Below are 18,035 nucleotides of genomic sequence, written 5' to 3'. Positions count from 1 at the left end.
GTTAACTTTTCCACAAGAAATCGGATGCAGAACATTGTCTGCCTTTCGATTTACTCAAGGTAACAGGGAGTGAGTGTTGGGTACTTACACCTTTTAATAAACTTAAGGAGACATTACTAATTACTTCTTTTATCTTGCCTAAATATTCTTTATTTAGTGCTCGATGACGTAATTTCATCGCTAACATCCGTGTTAATGAAAGTCATTTTAGTCGTCGTTTTTCTTGCTATTTCTCTATCCTCGTTTGGTCAGGGGCTGAGGGCACATGGAAAAGTAATTGTAGATAATCAAGGAGCGGAAGTTTTACTTAGAGGTCTTGGCCCGGGTGGTTGGCAAATCATGGAGGGGTACATGATGCAGACTTCCGGGATAGCTGGTACACAGCACGAGATCAAAGAAAAGCTAGTGGAGCTGATGGGAGAGGAGAATACGGAAACGTTCTTCCGAAAATGGAGAGAAAACCACTTCACGCAAAGAGATGTAGACTCATTGGCAGCTTGGGGATTCAATAGCATTAGAATACCACTACATTATAACCTATTCACGTTACCTATAGAAGATGAGCCAGTGCAAGGCGAACACACCTGGATCGAAACTGGATTTCAACTCATTGATAGTGTACTTAAATGGAGTGCGCCACATGATATTTATGTGATTCTGGATATGCACGCTTGTCCAGGCGGTCAAGGTACCGCGAGCGCTGAAATAAACGATTATGATCCAGATAAATCATCTCTATGGGAAGATCATCCAAATGATCCGGGAGGAAGCCAACGAAACAAAGATAAATTAGTAGCGCTGTGGACCCGAATAGCCGAAAGATACAAAAATGAAGAATGGATAGGGGGGTATGATTTAATCAATGAACCTCACTTTGATCTTCCCGGAGGCACTGAACTACGGGAATTATATGAAGACATTACTGACGGAATACGAAGTGTGGACACGGATCACATCATTTACATTGAAGGAAACTGGTATGCAAATGACTACACTGGATTGACCCCACCATGGGATGATAATATGGTGTACAGTTTTCATAAGTATTGGAGCTTCAATAACGAAAATGATCTTGATTGGGTGTTGCCCATGAGAGATCAATACAACGTCCCATTATGGATGGGAGAGTCTGGCGAGAATTCCAACACCTGGTTTACTGATGCCGTCAAGTTATTTGAAGACAATAACATCGGGTGGGCATGGTGGACGATTCGGAAGGTAGGCGATATTGATAGTCCCTATGCTGTAGACATTAACCCAGGTTATCAAAAAGTGATCGATTACTGGAAAGGTGAAGGACCTCAACCAACCGAGCAAGAAACATTTGACGGGATGATGCAGCTCGCAGAGAACCTGTTGGTGGAAAACAGCCGGTATCGAAAGGATGTGCCTGATGCTCTTTTTAGGCAGCCGCACACGGATGAAACCATTCCCTATTCGGATCACCAAATTCCGGGAATCGTCTACCTATCTGATTATGATCTTGGGAAAAATGGTTTTGCCTATTTCGATAAAGATGTTGCGGATTACCATCTTTCTACGGGTGAATTTCAGGCATGGAATGCGGGATGGTCCTACCGGAACGATGGCGTTGATATTCAACCAAATGAAGACGAGGTTAATAGTAATGGATTTCATATTGGATTTACAAATAAAGGCGAATGGGTCAAGTATACAGTTGAGATACTTGAGGCAGGCGTTTACAGAGCTGATATTCGTTATGCGACTGATGTCAGCAATAGTAAAGTTCATTTGTCCATTGATAATCAAAGCATAACCACCTCGTTACCAGTTCCGTATAGTGGTGGTTGGGAAATATTCACAACCCTGAGCGTTGATGATATTCTATTAGAAGCTGGGACGCAAGAATTGCGAATACATTTTGATCAAAGTGAAGTCAATGTCAGTAGCATTGAATTCATCAAAGAAGCCGACGCTGAGATTGATGTAGAGTTCATGACGGCCGATGTTGGAACTGACGAACATTCAATTAACCTATTTATCAATCAAGAATTAAAAGAATCATCATTAGCTAATACAACTGGAGCTTTTGAAGTCAGCGTGAATGGGACTCCACAGGAAATCACGGAGGTGATTCTTGGACAAAGTCGAACCATTGTGATCGCATTGAAAGATCCAATTGTATTTACAGATCAAGTGAAAATGACGTATTCAGGATCTTCGATAGTTTCAATGTCAGATGATCCACTCAGACCATTCGCCAACATTGATGTACTAAATAATCTGGATAAACGTTTCCTTTTGCCTGGAAAAATCCAAGTTGAAGACTATGAAGTACAGGTTGGATTTGGCCTAGAAGAAACCACCGACACAGGTGGTGGCCAGAATATTGGTTACACAGACGTAGGAGATTTTGCCGATTATAAAATCTTAGTCAGAGAGGAAGGAATGTTCTCCATTTCGCTAAGAGTGGCTGCTCAGAATAGTACCGGTCGAATCGGATTTTATTTGGTAGATGGAAGTGAAACAGAAACGAAATTAATAGAAGTTGGAACTCCCAGAACTGGAGGGTGGCAGACTTGGGAAACAGTCACAGGCGAGGGTCTCGAAATACCTGTAGGCATTCACATTTTGCGAATGAAAGTGCTCAAGGCCGGATTCAACTTGAATTGGTTCGAAGTAAGCGAAGTAGCCCCACTGGTATCCGACTTAGAAAACAAAACCCGAACGATACTTTACCCTAATCCAACGCAGAGATATATCAAGGTTTTGGGTCCTGCATATAGTAAATATGAAATGCTGGATATTGGTGGTTCAAAGATACTTAGCGGTGAGTTAGGACAAGATCAGATTATTAATGTTCAAAATCTCAAAACTGGAATATATGTACTTTTATTGACCAACAATAAGAATGAGGTGACAAGACACAATGTTATGAAAATAAGATAGATATGTCTCTAAAATAGACTTTTGTAATGTCTTGAGGTTGGCAAGTTATGTTAGCATGAAGTTGGTTCAGAGTTGGTATTAATCGGTCGGGGGTAGCCTGCCAGTCATGGCCTATTTCGTCAAACAGAAGTAATCGATTTATTTCTATTTTGATTACCCTACTTTTGATAATCTATTTTAAGAATTTTCCACACAAAATCACCCATTTTGGTTTCAACGATCACTTCATCTCCAACCGTTTTATCAAGAAGCGCTTTAGCCATTGGGGAGTCCATAGATATGTAATCTTTATTACCGATCAGTTCTTCGTAACCCACAATTCGAAAGCGTTTTTGAAGTCCTTTCTGTTCGTTTTTAATTTCTACCCACGCACCAAACTTCACTTTCCCTTCCTGGTTAGGGTGGTAGTCAACAACTTTTAAGTTGTCAATACAATTACACAGATAGCGAATGCGATTATCAATTTCTCTAAGACGCTTTTTGTTGTAATGGTAATCGGCATTTTCTGAACGGTCTCCCAAACTTGCGGCCCAAGATACTTTAGCGGTAATGTCTGGACGTTCCACGCGCCACAGGTGATCATGTTCATCCCTTAATTTTTGCAAGCCTTCGGCAGTAATCATTTGCGAGCGCTTGATTTTTGGTAGTGTTGATTCTGGAATTTTTCGCCTCATAATCAATGCTCTTGTTTGAAAACTTTTGCAAGATAAAATAGAAAGATGGATAGTTTGATTGTGCAGTACGGGATATCGCGAGCTTTACGCCAGGTAGGTGCTGCTTCTGAAACGTTGTGTTGATAATTTCCTGCGTTATCGCTGCACGCGCCAGTCAATAAAGCTTAGGTCTCGGAGTAGGAGCTTCTGGTGAACCACACACCCTCGAGCTTAACGGCTAATTATATAACACCTTGGCTAGAAGCACAATCTAAAAACTTAAACTTTAGGAGCACTACACGAACATACTCGCCGGCCTTGATGTCGGCTTAACATAATATCATTATATAAGCAATGTGGTTGTGTGAGAGCCGTGATTTGCTTTAACATTCAAGAACAGGATCAAGATTACCGTGATTTGCTTTTAACATAAAATCGTAACCGATATGTAACTGACCAAGCGCACGGGCAGCCTCACATTACATATCTGATTTTATGTTAATTGTTCGCTAAAGCTCACAAACAGCAAATCACTAGTATTGTTATATAATGTCCTGCGTTATGTTAATATAGCTTGGGTTCAGGGGAGGGATTAATAGTTTAGGGAAGACCTCTAACATCAATTAAAAACGTACTCATCATTTCTTAGCAGGAACGAGCACTCTTTCAGCTTTTCAGGGTGGGATAGAGGGCTGGCAAAAGGTGAACGTGTGCGGAATATGACATGCTAACTACCAATCATACTTTTAAATAACACCTCGTATTTTAAGATAATCTTCACAGTTTAGTTTGTGCATCCTGATCAATATGAGAGCTGGTGCTACAAAAGTGGCATGCACAAATAGAAAAGGTGTCAAACTGGGCCAGTCAAATTTCTATTGACACAGACTCTTTGCCTATTTTCTCGAAACTACTTCAAGCGAGCCTACGGTCAATTCATGACCTGATTCGTCAGCTTCCTTTCTTTTTCCAAATCATAGCGTCCTTTCTAACGCTACTCTTTGCAAAATAAAATACTCAAACATGAATATTATACGGAAAGGATATTATGGGCTTTGGTTTGTGTTTCTAGCCCTAAGCGCGCAAGGTCAAGACAATGGTCTATCAAAAACAGTCAATGAAACATTTATGGGAAAGACACCCCAAATGATACTTAATAAACTGGTGGCTGATGCAGGGTTGAAATTGAACATGGGAGAACATAAACTGCCAGCCAGAATTAAGTCATACACTTTCAAAGGGGAGACGGTAAAGGAAGTGATAGAGAAAATTTTAAGTGATCATGGACTTCATTATACTGTTCAATATGGAGTGGTTTTAATAGATGATCAGCCAGTTGATACAAGTAGATACCGAACGGTCAGTAACAGGGATTTTAACCTCAGTGGGAAGGTAGTGGATGAAGCCAATGGTGAGACGCTGGCCTTTGCTACTGTCGGAATTATCGGTTCAAATTTTGGGACTACCACTAATGTCGATGGTTTCTTCACACTCTTGAATATTCCTGCGGATACGATGATGCTGACCATTCAGTACGTAGGTTATACTACTACCCAGATTCCTATCAAAGATATCGTAGATCAAAAGCCTTTAGTCATCAAGCTAACTATCTCAGAGCAGCGATTGGAAGAAGTAGTTGTCAGCGCTTCCAACTTAGATAACCAAATGATCAGTGCGACTGAAAATATCAGCCAGATCAGCATTTCACCAGAGGCTTTGAATGCACTTCCCAGCATGGGGGAAAAGGATATTTTCAGAAGTATTCAATTATTGCCTGGCGTTAGCGGGACCAATGAGGCTTCTTCGGGTCTCTTTGTCAGAGGAGGAACACCGGATCAAAACCTGGTAGTATTGGATGGCTTTACAGTCTACCACGTGGATCATTTTTATGGATTCTTCAGTGCCTTTAACCCAAATGCGATCAAGAATGTGCAAGTGCACAAGGGTGGTTTTGAATCTAAATATGGAGGACGCCTTTCCAGCGTAATGGAGCTAACAGGAAAGACCGGGAATCAAAATAAATTTTCCGGAGGAGCGGGGATTGGTGCGATCAGTGCCAATGCCTTTGTTGAAGTGCCAATCGGGGATAAATTCAATCTATTCCTGGCTGGAAGAAGATCCTACACCGATATTATTTCAAGTGGAATTTATAATGATGTCTTTGATCTCTACAATGACAATGGATCTACCACCAACAATCAAAATCCTAACTTGCCTTCCAGACCTGGAAGAGGAAATCAACAGGAAGAATCCGAGCCATCCTTTTTCTTCTATGATGCCAATGCCAAGTTGAGTTTTCGGCCTACCGACAAAGATATTGTCTCATTGTCCTACTACAGCGGGAAAGATGATCTGGACAATTCCAGAATAACTGCCAATAGTTTCGAAGACGGAAACGGTGATCTTACATCTATTAATACAGATATAACTGACCTGCTTCAGTGGGGCAACATTGGAACCAGTCTAAGATGGGCTCGACAATGGAATGATCGCTTTTATTCAAATGCGGTCACCAGTTTTTCTAATTATTTCAGTGATAGAGATCGCATCAATGATGTCACGATTGACCGAGCTGATACATTGATCAATCGCAGAGTTGGTACCGAAGAAGTTAATGACCTGTTTGATTATTCATTTGCCATTAACAATGAATACCTTCTCAACCAATTCCATACGATTGAATTTGGTGCACAGACCATATTCAATGATATCTCGTACAGTTTCGTTGCAAATGATACCGTCAGTGTCATCAATGAAAAGAATAAGGGTGTACAGGCTGCCTTTTACCTTCAAGATACTTGGGAAGTAAATAACCGTCTAACAATGATTGGAGGTCTGCGCTCCACCTATTTTGATGTCACAGACCAGATGTACTTTGAACCCAGGCTATCTGCCTCTTATTCATTGAATAAGAAATGGAAACTAAAAGCAGCATGGGGTCACTATCACCAGTTTGTCAATCGGATAGTTCGCGAGGATGTATCTCAGGGGAGCCGAGATTTCTGGCTTCTGGCAGATGATCAAAATAGCCCTGTGAGCTTCTCCAGACATCTCATTGGAGGAATAAGCTACGAAACGGACGGATGGCTTTTCGATGTGGAAGTTTACGATAAATCACTAGATGGTATCGTAGAGTACAGCAATCGTCAATCTGCCACTGCACTTGTGGACTTAGAGGATACCAATTACTTCTTTGAAGGAACAGGTGTGGCAAGAGGTGTAGAATGGCTCATCCAAAAAAAGACGGGAAACTACAAAGGATGGATCAGCTACACCATTGGCGAGGTAGTGCATGATATTCCAGGAATAAGCGACAATCCATTCTATGCCCTACATGATACACGGCATGAGATCAATCTGGTCAATACCTATGAGATTGGACGGTGGGAGTTTGGTGCCACCTGGGTTTATGGTACTGGAAAACCATACACTGCCCCATATGGTGAGTACCAACTCACCACGCTAGATGGAGAAACCTACAACTATATCAGCGTAGGCGCTAAAAACTCCTTTAGGCTACCTGATTACCACCGAATGGATCTCTCTGCCAACTACAAATTCAAAATGGGCGAGACGGGAAGTGGCCAGATCGGACTATCCTTATTCAATCTCTACAATCGTGACAACACCTGGTACAAGGAATTCCAGACTGAGGAAGATGAATTCATGGAGACAGATGTCAAACTAATAGGATTCACTCCCAACCTTAATATCAGTTTCAAATTTTAAGCGACAAAACAATGAAAAATATACATTTTAAAATCATACTATTATCTACTCTTTTCGGAACTATATCGTGTGAAGATGTTCCCGATTTTGAGATCGATGATACCATCCCTGTCGTAGAAGCCTTTCTTTATGTAGGCGATCAAGTAGATGATATCAAGATCACAGAGGTCATTCCGTTCGCTTCTGACATTACTGATAATGAGGTCAATGGACTTGATATTGAAATCACCTGGAATGGAAATTCTTTTCCCTTGATAAATACTGAATCAGGAGGCGGAAACTACTTTTATCCGGGAGGCGATCTGGAAATCATTAGCGGTGAGACCTATGAAATCAACTTCATGTACGAAGGAGATGTTATTTCATCATCTACTCGTGTGCCTTATGCTCCTACTGGGCTTGATCTGTCCTCCAGTTCTTTGGAACTACCCCAGTTGATTGATTTTTTTGACATAAGAGATCTTAGACAAAATGAGAATCTTCGTGTCAATGTAGAATGGGACAACCCCAACGGGGATTATTATTTCCTGGTTATTGAAAACGTGGAAAGCAATCCGGAACCCATTGATCTCAACAACATACTAAATTTCAATTTCGAGTTTGTATCAACGCCCACTCAGGACAATTTCTTTACAATGATCCCTTTTGTCCATTATACCCAGTTTGGTACGCATCGCATCATCGTATATCGTGTCAATGAAGAATATGCCTTGCTCTATGAAACGATTGAGCAGGATTCCAGAGATCTAAATGAACCATTCACCAACATTACCAATGGAGAGGGCATTTTCTCGGGCTTTGCAAGCGATACAGTTTACCTGGAAATCAACAAACAATGAAAAGCAAATACTTAGCTGGTTTCCTCATCTTCTTTGGGCTAACCAATCAAATCTTTTCTCAGGAGCTGCCAAACCTGGATGTAGAAGGATCCCTTTATGGAGAAGTGGTAGACCTAGATAGCAAACAGCCTATGGAATTTGCGACTGTGGCACTCTATGATCTTCGTACAGATGAAGTCGTCAAAGGTGAATTCACTAATGAGAAAGGGCAATTCTCTTTCAAAGGACTAGGTTTAGGAGCCTATAGTCTCGAAATCAGTTTTGTTGGGTATAAAAAGACGATCATCAACCAGGTCATGATCTTACCCAAGCAACCGGAAATCTTCTTTGGTGAGATAACTCTTGAACCTTCTGTTGATAAGCTTGATGAAGTGGTAGTGACTGGTCAAAAAGAGGAAATTCTTTTCAAGGCCGATCGAAAGGTAATAAACATAGCGGCCAATCTTTCTGCACAGGGAGGGACATTGGTAGAAGCACTTGAAAATCAGCCATCTGTCAAAACGGACATGGATGGCAATATGACGCTGAGAGGAAGTCCTAACTTCACAGTTTTGGTAAACGGAAAACCAACAGCTCTTAAAGGTAGTGACGCGCTCCAACAGATGCCTGCCAATACGATTGAGAGTGTGGAAATCATTACCAATCCATCTGCCAAATTTGATCCTGAGGGGGAAGTAGGTATCATTAATGTGATCACTAAAAAAGATTTCTCAGAGGGTTTTAAAGGAGTGATCAATGGGGGAGGAGGGTTTACTTCCAATCTGTTGGGGAGATATTCCGGAGACGCCAATTTTCAATTGACCCGGGACAAAGCAACTTTCTCACTCGGAATAAACTCCAGGTATTCTCCGATAGAGGGCGAGGGAAATCGAATCAGAGAAACGATACTTACTGACGGCATCAACATTCGGGACTCGGACATGGATATAGGTGTATATCGTGCTAACCACACGCTTAAAAGTGGAGTCACCTATAATCCCAATGCGACAAATTCTTTCAACTGGGAAGTAAGTGCCGGACAACTTTCTTTTGAAAGAGAATACAACTCCAGAACACTAGCGGGCTCAGGTACCCCACTGAACATTCTGTCCCTCACAGCAGCTGATAATGATAGAAGTTTCATTTCCTCATCAGCTGGATTTGAGCATTTGTTTGATCTTTCTAATGGGCATAAGCTGAGTGCCAATCTGTTTCACTCCCGAACGGATGGATCCAAAGGGGACGACCTCTCGGAGCAAACAGCAACAGAGAGCTGGGAACCTTTAGACCTTATAGTTGATCAAAGTGCCGATGAAGCAGGACTGGAATCGGAAACCAGACTTAATCTGGACTATTCCAGACCTGTTGGGAAAAAGAATGATCGACTAGAATTAGGATACCAATTAAGACATGAAACGACAGAGATGGATCAGCAAATAGGCGTGAGCACTGCTGAAGAGACGACACTTACTGACAATGAGATATTTCTCAACCGAACCATCAATGCCGGCTATGTTCAACTGGCAGGAGAACGAAACTCGTTCGGTTATCAGATGGGTCTCAGACCAGAAACTACTTCTCGTAGCATTGACCAAACCGAAGTTTCCAATACGATGGATTACTTCAACCTGTTTCCTTCGGCCAATGTGTCTTATCGCTTTTCTAACGACTCACAGCTAAAGCTGGGATACAGTAAACGTATCAACCGACCTAACATCAATCAACTTAATCCCTATCTCCAGTTTATTGATGAGAAGAATCAACGAAGTGGCAATGTGGATTTGCAGCCAGAGTATGTCCATTCGGTTGAACTGAGCCTGTTAAAGCGATTTCTGTTCACGTTTGTGTCTGCTGATATTTTTTATCGGCAAACAGAGGATAAGATCAGCCCGGTCTGGTTGTCGGGCAGTGATGACCTTTTGTTGCTTACCTATGAGAACCTTGCACAGGATTTTTCCTATGGCACGGAGATCATGGCGGGTGGTCAGCTTACGGATTGGTGGCGCATGAACCTCAGTTCGAGTATTTACAGATACAATATCAATGGGGACGTATCAGGAGAAGAAGTTAACAATTCATCCAATTCGTGGAATGCACGATTTGGTTCGACTTTCAAGATCAGCAAGACCAATACTTCGCTCCAGTTCAATGTACTCTACAACAGCGAGGTAGCCAGCTCTCAGGGTTCGCGACAGGGCTTTTTTGCTGCGATGATAGGAGTGAAGCAACCACTGCTCGAAAACAAGCTAGACCTGTCAGCTCAGGTACGTGATGTTTTTAGTACCATGCGATTTTCGAATGAAAATTCTAGTGAGTTTTTCGTATCAAGCATGGAATTTTCTCCCTACACGCCTATTGTAAATATCAACCTCAGCTTCCGATTCAATAACTATAAAAAACGGCCAACAATGAATGCTGGCGATATCAATGAACTTGACTTTCAGAATGATTTTAACTTTTAAAAGAGCTCCATACGCCTTGCTTGGGGTGCGTATCACGGCTTGTCACCCTCAATTTACTCCATTCAATACAGCTAGATCCATTGTGGTTGACGGTAAGGATGCAGAATGGAATAGGGATCAATATCAAAAGGTAAGTAGACTTGGTTTGGTTTATTCCATTGTTGTAAGCAATTACAATAGAGAAAAAAATATGAGAAGAAAAACCTTACTTTCAGTAATAACAATTTTGACTTTTGTTTTAAGTGCTAAATCACAAGATACTCTTGTGTCGGCTTTTTTTGGACTTGATAATGGACTACCAAGTTTATTATGTAATCAACCAGGAAGCCTGATAGATGGTATGCCTGTTAATTTTAAATTCCCATTAGATGCATCCAGTTTATCGGAAACTGATTTTGAAGTTTTGGATCGCCTTGGAAATATACACATACCGATGTGTGCTGTTTTAGCACCAGCAAATGAAAATGGTGAAAATCGAACAGTGCTATTATTAGGTGAATTTGGAACTGCTGTTACTAATCCACCTGTTGAGGTAAGAGTTGTGGATGATTTATTTACAACAGCTACTATATCCGGAGAGTCCGCTTGTTCTGAAATCATAAACCTAAACGGAATCACTACCACTAATGTTATTCCGCTTGCTGATGGTCCAAGTTTATTTTTTGCCCAAAAAATTGATGATAACCTGAATGAATGTAATTCAGGAGTACAAACGATTCAAGTTGCTTGGGATGGTGGCATTACACCGTATATAAGTGGTGATACCGAATCTGACTTATTTCAATACTATATTGGTTATTCTGATAGTTCAGGAGTTCTAATTCCGCATGTACCAATTTCGATAGCAGACATAAACGACAATGATAACTTTCACCAATTATGCTTTTCTACAAGTGATGAAATTGTTAAAATTTCAATGATGGCTAACACGGTCGAAGACCCAAACCATGACCCAAATTTATACAGCGAAATTGATGTTAGTTCCTGCACTCTTTTGACAAGTGTTGAAGAGAACCTTTTCGAAAAAGGGTATAAAATTTACCCGAATCCGTTTTCAAATGAAATTTTTGTTGAGAATCTTCTTGGTGATGAATACTTCATCATTTATGACTTTTTAGGGCGAAATATTATTGAAGGAAAATGTTCAGGAACTATAAAAATACCTGAAACAAACTCAGGGATATACTATTTGACCATCCTAAACAATACCAATCAGACAACCCTCAAGTTAATTAAAAGATAACTGCTTACAACAATGGCTATACTTAATGCGAAGTACCTCTTGCTTGGGGCGCTAATCACGGCTTGTACCCCACAACTTACTCCACTGAATACTGCACAAACTATTGTTGTCGATGGTGAGGACACAGAATGGAACAGGGATCAATATCAAAAGGTTAGTGGACTTGGTTTGGTTTATTCCATAGCGCAGGAGGGGCAATACACAAAAATCCTTGTCAAGGCGATGGATCAACAGACGATTAAGAAGATTGGACTGCTCGGGCTGACCGTTTGGCTGGATGGGACAGGGAAATCTAAAAAGGAAGTCGGGATAAAATACCCAGTCGGGGCAATGGAAAGTGGTATGCTGGAAAAGATGATGAGTCAGCGTGGAAGCCTTCAGAATTTTGATCGAGAGAAGTTAGAAGGTAAAGGAATGGACTTGTTGGGAAAGCGGTCTACCAATGAGGTAGGATTGATAGGCATATTGGATAATACGGACAAAATATACCATACCAATTTAGGACAACTCAAAATTCCAATAGAAATCTCTAGGAAGATTGCTTCAAAAGAGGAGATGATCATTGAATACGCTATTCCCAACAACGTCTTAAGAAAGGGGATAAAGGGCGTTCTCGCAGTTGGTTTTGAAATTGAAGGAATCAATGCTCAGGAATTGATCAGAAAACAAATGGCTGGTAGAGGAGGTGGAAGGTTTGCTGGTGCAGCAGGTAGTAGAATGGAAGGAAGAGGTATGGTAGGAGCGAGTGATAAGCTAAGAGCGTTCCAGGAATTAAACCAACCTGTTATGACTTGGTCCAAGTTTCCATGGAACGATTAATTACTTCAATACCGATTTGATCAGGTTCGTCAGATCATTCGTCAGCCTCATGGTTTTCTGACCAAACGAAGAGCCAGTGGTTCGTTAACTATGTAAAAAATATAAAAACAGAATAAAATGGAAAAGAAACAAAAAAGACTAAATACAAAACTCAAGGGGCTCATTTTTGTCCTTAGCCTTTTAACAATGGTAACATCAGGATTTGCACAAAATAGAGAGGTCTCTGATAAAACACCTGAAGAAAAGGCACAGCTGATGACCGATAAGCAAAAAGAGAAAATTGACTTTAACAGTGATCAGGAGCAGCAAATGTTTGACATCAATCTCAAATACGTGAAGGAAATGGAAGTAATCGCTAAAGGAGGGAGGTCAATTTCTACTTTCAGAAAACTCAAGGATATGAGTAGTCGAAAAGACAAAGAGGTGAAAACTGTGCTAGACAAAGATCAATACAAAATCTATTTAAAGCAGAAAAAAGAATTGCGCTCACAGATGAAAGCAAATCGAGGATGAGGTAACAAATAGTAGTTGAATAGTTGTATAGGAGTTTCTCCTATGGTTGTATTAACTAGTTGGTAAAAATTGATTTTATTGCTTTCCAAATGAATAACAAGCGTTTTATCTCCCGTATCGGTTTAGTCGTACTTACCGCACTAGCCATCACCCTTTTGATGGGTATGTCAAGAATCAGCATGATGACCCGAATAGAGGCACTCGGATTGTACGAGTTTGGAAGATTGGATTATTTTATTCGAATAGTAACACTCTTTGTGGTTTGTGCTGTCTTTTTGTCTGCCAACATATTTTACAATAAAGTCAAAATAGGTCCTTTCAGGTTTAACCTATTGATTTTCAAAGGGATCATACTTTTTAATTTATTGATATTCGTTCCTGTTCAGATTGGCTTTGTTTTATTGACTATACCACGAGTTGATCTTTCGGTTTCAGATCGTCTACCTATAGAGGGTGGAAGTGGATTTATTTTCTTGACCATAATGACTAACATGGCGTTGATGTTAGTATCAGCACTTGTAGGGACAGTTTATCGTTTTATGGGAGAGAATTATCAGATCAAGTTAAAAAATGAAATGCTACAAAAAGAAACAGCTGAAGCTCGATTTGCCAACTTGAAAGAACAGCTCAACCCACATTTTTTGTTCAATTCATTTTCGACCCTAAACGGACTTATTGATGAGTCCCGACCAAAAGCCAAAAAATATGTACATGACATGTGCGATGTATATCGTTATGTCCTAAAAAATGAGAATGTTGATAAAGTAACACTTCGGGAAGAAATGGAATATGCGAAGATCTATTTATCCATGGTGAAAGAGCGATTTGGTGAATCCGTACATGATGTAATCAATATTTCAAATGAAGCGCTGGAAATGACGCTTCCTCCTTTAGCGATCCAAATGTTGATAGAAAATGCGGTGAAGCATAACAGTTTTAATAATGATCATCCACTTCAATTGGTGATACAATCTTCTGGTTCTTTCATAGAAGTTGAGAACTCACTGAGAGCGAGATTAGTCAATGAAAGTCATTCGTTAGGTCTTTACAATTTAAATCTACGTTACAAATATCTGTGTGATGGAGAGGTGATCATCAAAAAGACCGACACAACATTTAACGTCAAAATTCCGCTATTGCCATGAATATAGTGATCATAGAAGATGAGGAGAACCTTGCCAGGCAGCTAAAGAATATGTTGGCTGAAATAGATGCTGATATTAACGTGTTGTCTGTTTTGGGATCTATCGAATCTGCTGTATCATTTATTCCCATGGTAGATACCATCGACTTGATGCTGGTGGATATTTATCTGAGTGATGGACTTTCTTTCGAGATTTTTAAGAAAATAGATGTCGGGATTCCTGTCATTTTCTGTACCGCTTATGACCAATATGCTCTGAAAGCATTTGAGCTCAATAGTGTCGATTATCTGCTCAAACCGATCAAAAAAGAGGATCTCGAGCGTGCCATAGAAAAGTATAAGCGCATTTTCTCTGCTCAGTCGGAGAATTCAAGTGAATTGCCAGAACTGTCCAATAAAATCCAAAGGATTTACGAAAAGCTAAATCATAAAAAAGTCTACCAGCAAAATTTCTTACTCCCTTACAAAGACCGGTTGGTGCCGGTAGGAGTAGAGGATATGAGCTACTTTCAAGCTGACTATGGAATGGTAAAATGTATGTGCAAGGACGGGCGAATATTCCCTATGGATCAAAGCCTCGATTCAATAGAAGAGATTATCGATCCCGTATTGTTTTATCGGGTAAACAGACAATTTGTAGTAAAAAGAGAAGCTATTATAGATGTTGAATATTACTTCAATGGCAGGTTATTCTTGAATATTAAACCAAAAACTAAAGAAAATATTATCATAAGCAAAGCCAAGGCCACTGAGTTTAAGCAGTGGATGAATAAGGTGTGAGGTTTAGAAATGGCGGAATGCTTTATGTTAACTAAACTAACTCAACTCTTGTTAATCTCATACTATGTTAAATAGAACTGTCTGCGTCTAGGCGCGCTGGTTGGCAGAATAGCGGGCCATGGGCTGGCCTTGAGCGAGGAAGCTTTATTCTGTCTAGATTTTTTGTTTACTTTTTTATCAATGAAAAAAGTAAAAGCCTAGCGGCTTGAGCGTAAATTGAACACAGATGAAATAACAGATTACTTGTGAGCTATTCTGCCAGTAGCCATGAGATTGCCACGTCACCAATCAGCCACTGGCTGAAAGGTTCCAATTCCATTGGGGCTCACAATGATGTGCTAAAATGATGGCTTGTGCTGTGAGCCAACAAAGCGTTGGCAAGCAAGTGTATCACAGGCAAAATCCTAATCGCTGAGAGGACTGAGTGTTAAGAAATGATCCAGTGGATCATTTTAACGAAGGGCCAGCAAGTGAGCTGAGAGTAACGTACCTGCCTACCGGCAGGCAGGTTTGAAAACGAACTGAACAATTACCGAATAACGAAATTTTGAACGACAAGCTTTGCCTGAGATTCTCTTGCTTAGGGCTGGTCAGTGAGCCTTAGCTCACAAGCGGGTGGGAAAAACTATTAATAGCCGTTTGGTCAGGGAACGGCCGAGCGATGGAATGTGCGCTGGCCGAGCGGCTATTTAATATAACGTCTAATTATATAACACCTGAGCTAGAAGCAGGATCTAAAAGATTGAGCCTCAGGTGTAGTCACGTCACAGTCCAGCTTTGCTGACGGTCCGCCGCTGCGGTTAACATAATATCATTATATAATCTAAGCTGACGGATAATCGCCAAACAGCGCAGCAGTAATAAATATCCGCTTTGTTATATAATGGTCTGCGTTATGTTAAGATAGCTTAGGTTCGAGGTTAGGGATTAATAGTTAGGGTTTGGCCTTTTTCGTCCTTAAGTAACAGGCATTTCATTTCTTGGCTCTCACGAGCACTCTTTTGACATTTTTGGGAGAAGAGGAAGGGTGGTGGGAATGACAAACGTGTGCGGGAGAATTTAGCATTTTATCAACTAATTGTCTTTGTTGAAATTACAGTCTTCTTAATATCCTCTTTTTGTTCAAAGAAGGGCTTATCACCCTCACTCCCTCAACAAATTCAGCTCATCTATTCGCTCAAGGAATTCCTCTCGTTTGATTTTGCTCAGGGTCGCAACATGGTCTTTTAGTCGGATGGTGTTGCCATCGATGCTGTCGATATGGTCGATATTGACAATGTGGGAACGATGCGTTCGGTAGAAGTTTCCGGGAAGCGACTCTTCTAGTTTACTCATGGACTGAAGGGTCATGATCTTTCTACCGTCCAAGGTGATCAGCTTTACATAAGCTCCCTGACCATTGATGGTTACGATTTCGTCAAATGCCACCTTGATGATCTTGTTATCTGCTTTGACAAAAAGTTTGTCTGCCTTTGGAGTCGTTTCCACAGAAGGGGGAGTCACCGGGATAAGGTTCTTTGAGGATATGACCTTGGTGATGGCTTTATAAAACCGATCAAAATCAATAGGTTTCAGCAGGTAGTCTACCACGTCCAGCTCGTAGCTACGGACAGCATATTCAGAATAGGCGGTGGTCAGAATGGTGGCAGGCTTTTGCGGCAGTATTTTTAAAAAATCGAGTCCGGTGAGGTCCGGCATCTGAATATCCAGCAGCATCACATCAATATGGTCATTCTTGACATATTTCATGGCCTCCAGTGCCGAAGCGCAGGTGGCTACCAAATCCAGTTCCGGGACTTTTGCTACATAATCGGAAAGCAATTTCCGGGCAATGTTTTCATCATCTACGATCAGACATCTCATTTTACTCATAGTCTTAAGGTGACCTTCAATTGATACGTGTTTTCGTCTTCGTTGATTTCCACGGTATGTTTTTCAGGATAGTTGGCTTCCAATAGCTTAAGGGAATTGGTGAGCCCGATCCCTCTCCGGTCAAAAAGTATTTTCTCCACTTCTTTTTTAACGGTGTTTTCAGTCTGAAAGATCAATTCATCGTTTTCTACTTCCATGTGCACGTTGATCCAACCTTCCTCATTGGTGTCCAGGTCAGAGTGCTTGAAGCAATTTTCGACAAAATTGATCAGGATCATAGGAACGATCGTATGGTTGTTTTTAACCCCGGCATGATAAAAATCCACATTTCTAGATCCTTCATGCTTAAGCAATTGCAAATTCAGATAATGTTCGATCAAGTCTCGCTCTTTCACAAGTGGTACAGTCAGCTGATCACAATCATCGAGCAGATAGCGCATGATCTGCGATAGCTTGGAAATCATTTGGGCAGCTCGCTCGTCTTTCATGTAGGCAAGCCCGTAAATATTGTTGAGGGTATTGAACAAAAAATGAGGGCTGATCTGATTTTTCAATAGTTGAAGTTCTGCCCTGACCCTCTCTGCCTGATGACCAATTTTTTGTACAGCATCCAGATGATAGGCCCTTGCAAGCTGGATCCCGCCTGTAAAGAATACACCGAGAAAAACAAAGAGCGTCCAAATAGATGCGCGTATAATTGTAGGCAAAGGATGAGCACGAAGAAATTCTGTTCCGAATACATCTCTTGATAGAAATTGAGCTCCAATCCCGGCAAGAAAAATGAGGATATTAATGGTAAGGTACAATGCCAACTTTTGGTCTTCCTTACCCTCTTTCATGGATATAAATCTTGGAAAGACCTGAAAGCCAAAAAACCAAATGATCAAGGTAGTGAACCCAAAGAAGATGACCAGGTAATAAATGGCTTGCGGTATTCCGGCATATACACCAAGGAGCAGCACAATGACAGTATTGAGTCCAAACCATAATAGGTATGGACCAACCTTGAGAAATTTTTCAGTTTTCGCTAATAAGGAGTTCACTACTACAATAGTATAAGCAAAATTCTTCTGCCTTAAAAGCGATTGAACG

At 40.8% G+C, this 18,035-nt stretch carries 12 protein-coding genes; 9 read left to right on the top strand and 3 right to left on the bottom strand.

The features are described 5' to 3' along the window. Positions 1-195 precede the first annotated feature (195 nt). Positions 196-2,910 (top strand): carbohydrate-binding protein, encoded by a 2,715-nt coding sequence (locus tag ACXAH9_RS07820; protein ID WP_474894304.1) that lies wholly within the window; start codon positions 196-198, stop codon positions 2,908-2,910. Positions 2,911-3,068: 158 nt separating this feature from the next. On the opposite strand, the gene greB is transcribed toward ACXAH9_RS07820, so the two are convergent. Further along, positions 3,069-3,584, bottom strand: coding sequence for a transcription elongation factor GreB (gene greB / locus ACXAH9_RS07815; protein WP_474894303.1), 516 nt, complete (start codon positions 3,582-3,584; stop codon positions 3,069-3,071). Between the two features lie 1,002 nt (positions 3,585-4,586). Here greB and ACXAH9_RS07810 point away from each other — a divergent pair. The 8 genes from ACXAH9_RS07810 (at position 4,587) to ACXAH9_RS07775 (ending at position 15,071) form a co-directional block, all read left to right on the top strand. After that, positions 4,587-7,292 (top strand): TonB-dependent receptor, encoded by a 2,706-nt coding sequence (locus ACXAH9_RS07810; protein WP_474894302.1) that lies wholly within the window; start codon positions 4,587-4,589, stop codon positions 7,290-7,292. A gap of 11 nt (positions 7,293-7,303) precedes the next feature. Then, positions 7,304-8,131: a DUF4249 family protein gene (locus ACXAH9_RS07805; protein ID WP_474894301.1), complete on the top strand. Its 828-nt coding sequence runs from the start codon at positions 7,304-7,306 to the stop codon at positions 8,129-8,131. Further along, a complete protein-coding gene (locus tag ACXAH9_RS07800; protein WP_474894300.1) occupies positions 8,128-10,572 on the top strand; it encodes a TonB-dependent receptor in 2,445 nt (814 codons plus the stop codon). Before ACXAH9_RS07805 ends, ACXAH9_RS07800 begins: the two co-directional genes overlap by 4 nt. Continuing rightward, positions 10,556-11,815 carry a T9SS type A sorting domain-containing protein gene (locus ACXAH9_RS07795; RefSeq protein WP_474894299.1) on the top strand — a complete coding sequence of 420 codons (1,260 nt, stop codon included), beginning with the start codon at positions 10,556-10,558 and terminating at the stop codon, positions 11,813-11,815. Before ACXAH9_RS07800 ends, ACXAH9_RS07795 begins: the two co-directional genes overlap by 17 nt. Before the next feature lie 12 nt (positions 11,816-11,827). Next, the gene (locus tag ACXAH9_RS07790) at positions 11,828-12,634 is read left to right on the top strand and encodes a hypothetical protein (protein WP_474894298.1); all 807 of its coding nucleotides are present in this window, start codon (positions 11,828-11,830) and stop codon (positions 12,632-12,634) included. Between the two features lie 117 nt (positions 12,635-12,751). Beyond that, complete coding sequence (locus ACXAH9_RS07785; protein WP_474894297.1) at positions 12,752-13,147, top strand: hypothetical protein; 396 nt, start codon at positions 12,752-12,754, stop codon at positions 13,145-13,147. An 89-nt stretch (positions 13,148-13,236) separates the two neighbouring features. Beyond that, complete coding sequence (locus ACXAH9_RS07780; RefSeq protein WP_474894296.1) at positions 13,237-14,292, top strand: sensor histidine kinase; 1,056 nt, start codon at positions 13,237-13,239, stop codon at positions 14,290-14,292. After that, entirely contained in the window at positions 14,289-15,071 is a 783-nt protein-coding gene (locus tag ACXAH9_RS07775) for a LytR/AlgR family response regulator transcription factor (protein WP_474894295.1), read from the top strand. The genes ACXAH9_RS07780 and ACXAH9_RS07775 overlap by 4 nt, the downstream gene beginning before the upstream one ends. 1,143 nt (positions 15,072-16,214) lie before the next feature. Here ACXAH9_RS07775 and ACXAH9_RS07770 read toward each other — a convergent pair. Then, entirely contained in the window at positions 16,215-16,934 is a 720-nt protein-coding gene (locus tag ACXAH9_RS07770; protein ID WP_474894294.1) for a LytR/AlgR family response regulator transcription factor, read from the bottom strand. 5 nt (positions 16,935-16,939) lie between these two features. After that, positions 16,940-17,986 carry a sensor histidine kinase gene (locus tag ACXAH9_RS07765; RefSeq protein ID WP_474894293.1) on the bottom strand — a complete coding sequence of 349 codons (1,047 nt, stop codon included), beginning with the start codon at positions 17,984-17,986 and terminating at the stop codon, positions 16,940-16,942. Positions 17,987-18,035: the final 49 nt, after the last annotated feature.

Source organism: Ekhidna sp. ABH4_415, assembly GCF_056161305.1.
Note: the sequence above shows the minus strand (reverse complement) of the source record. Positions and strands in the feature narration are given on the sequence as shown.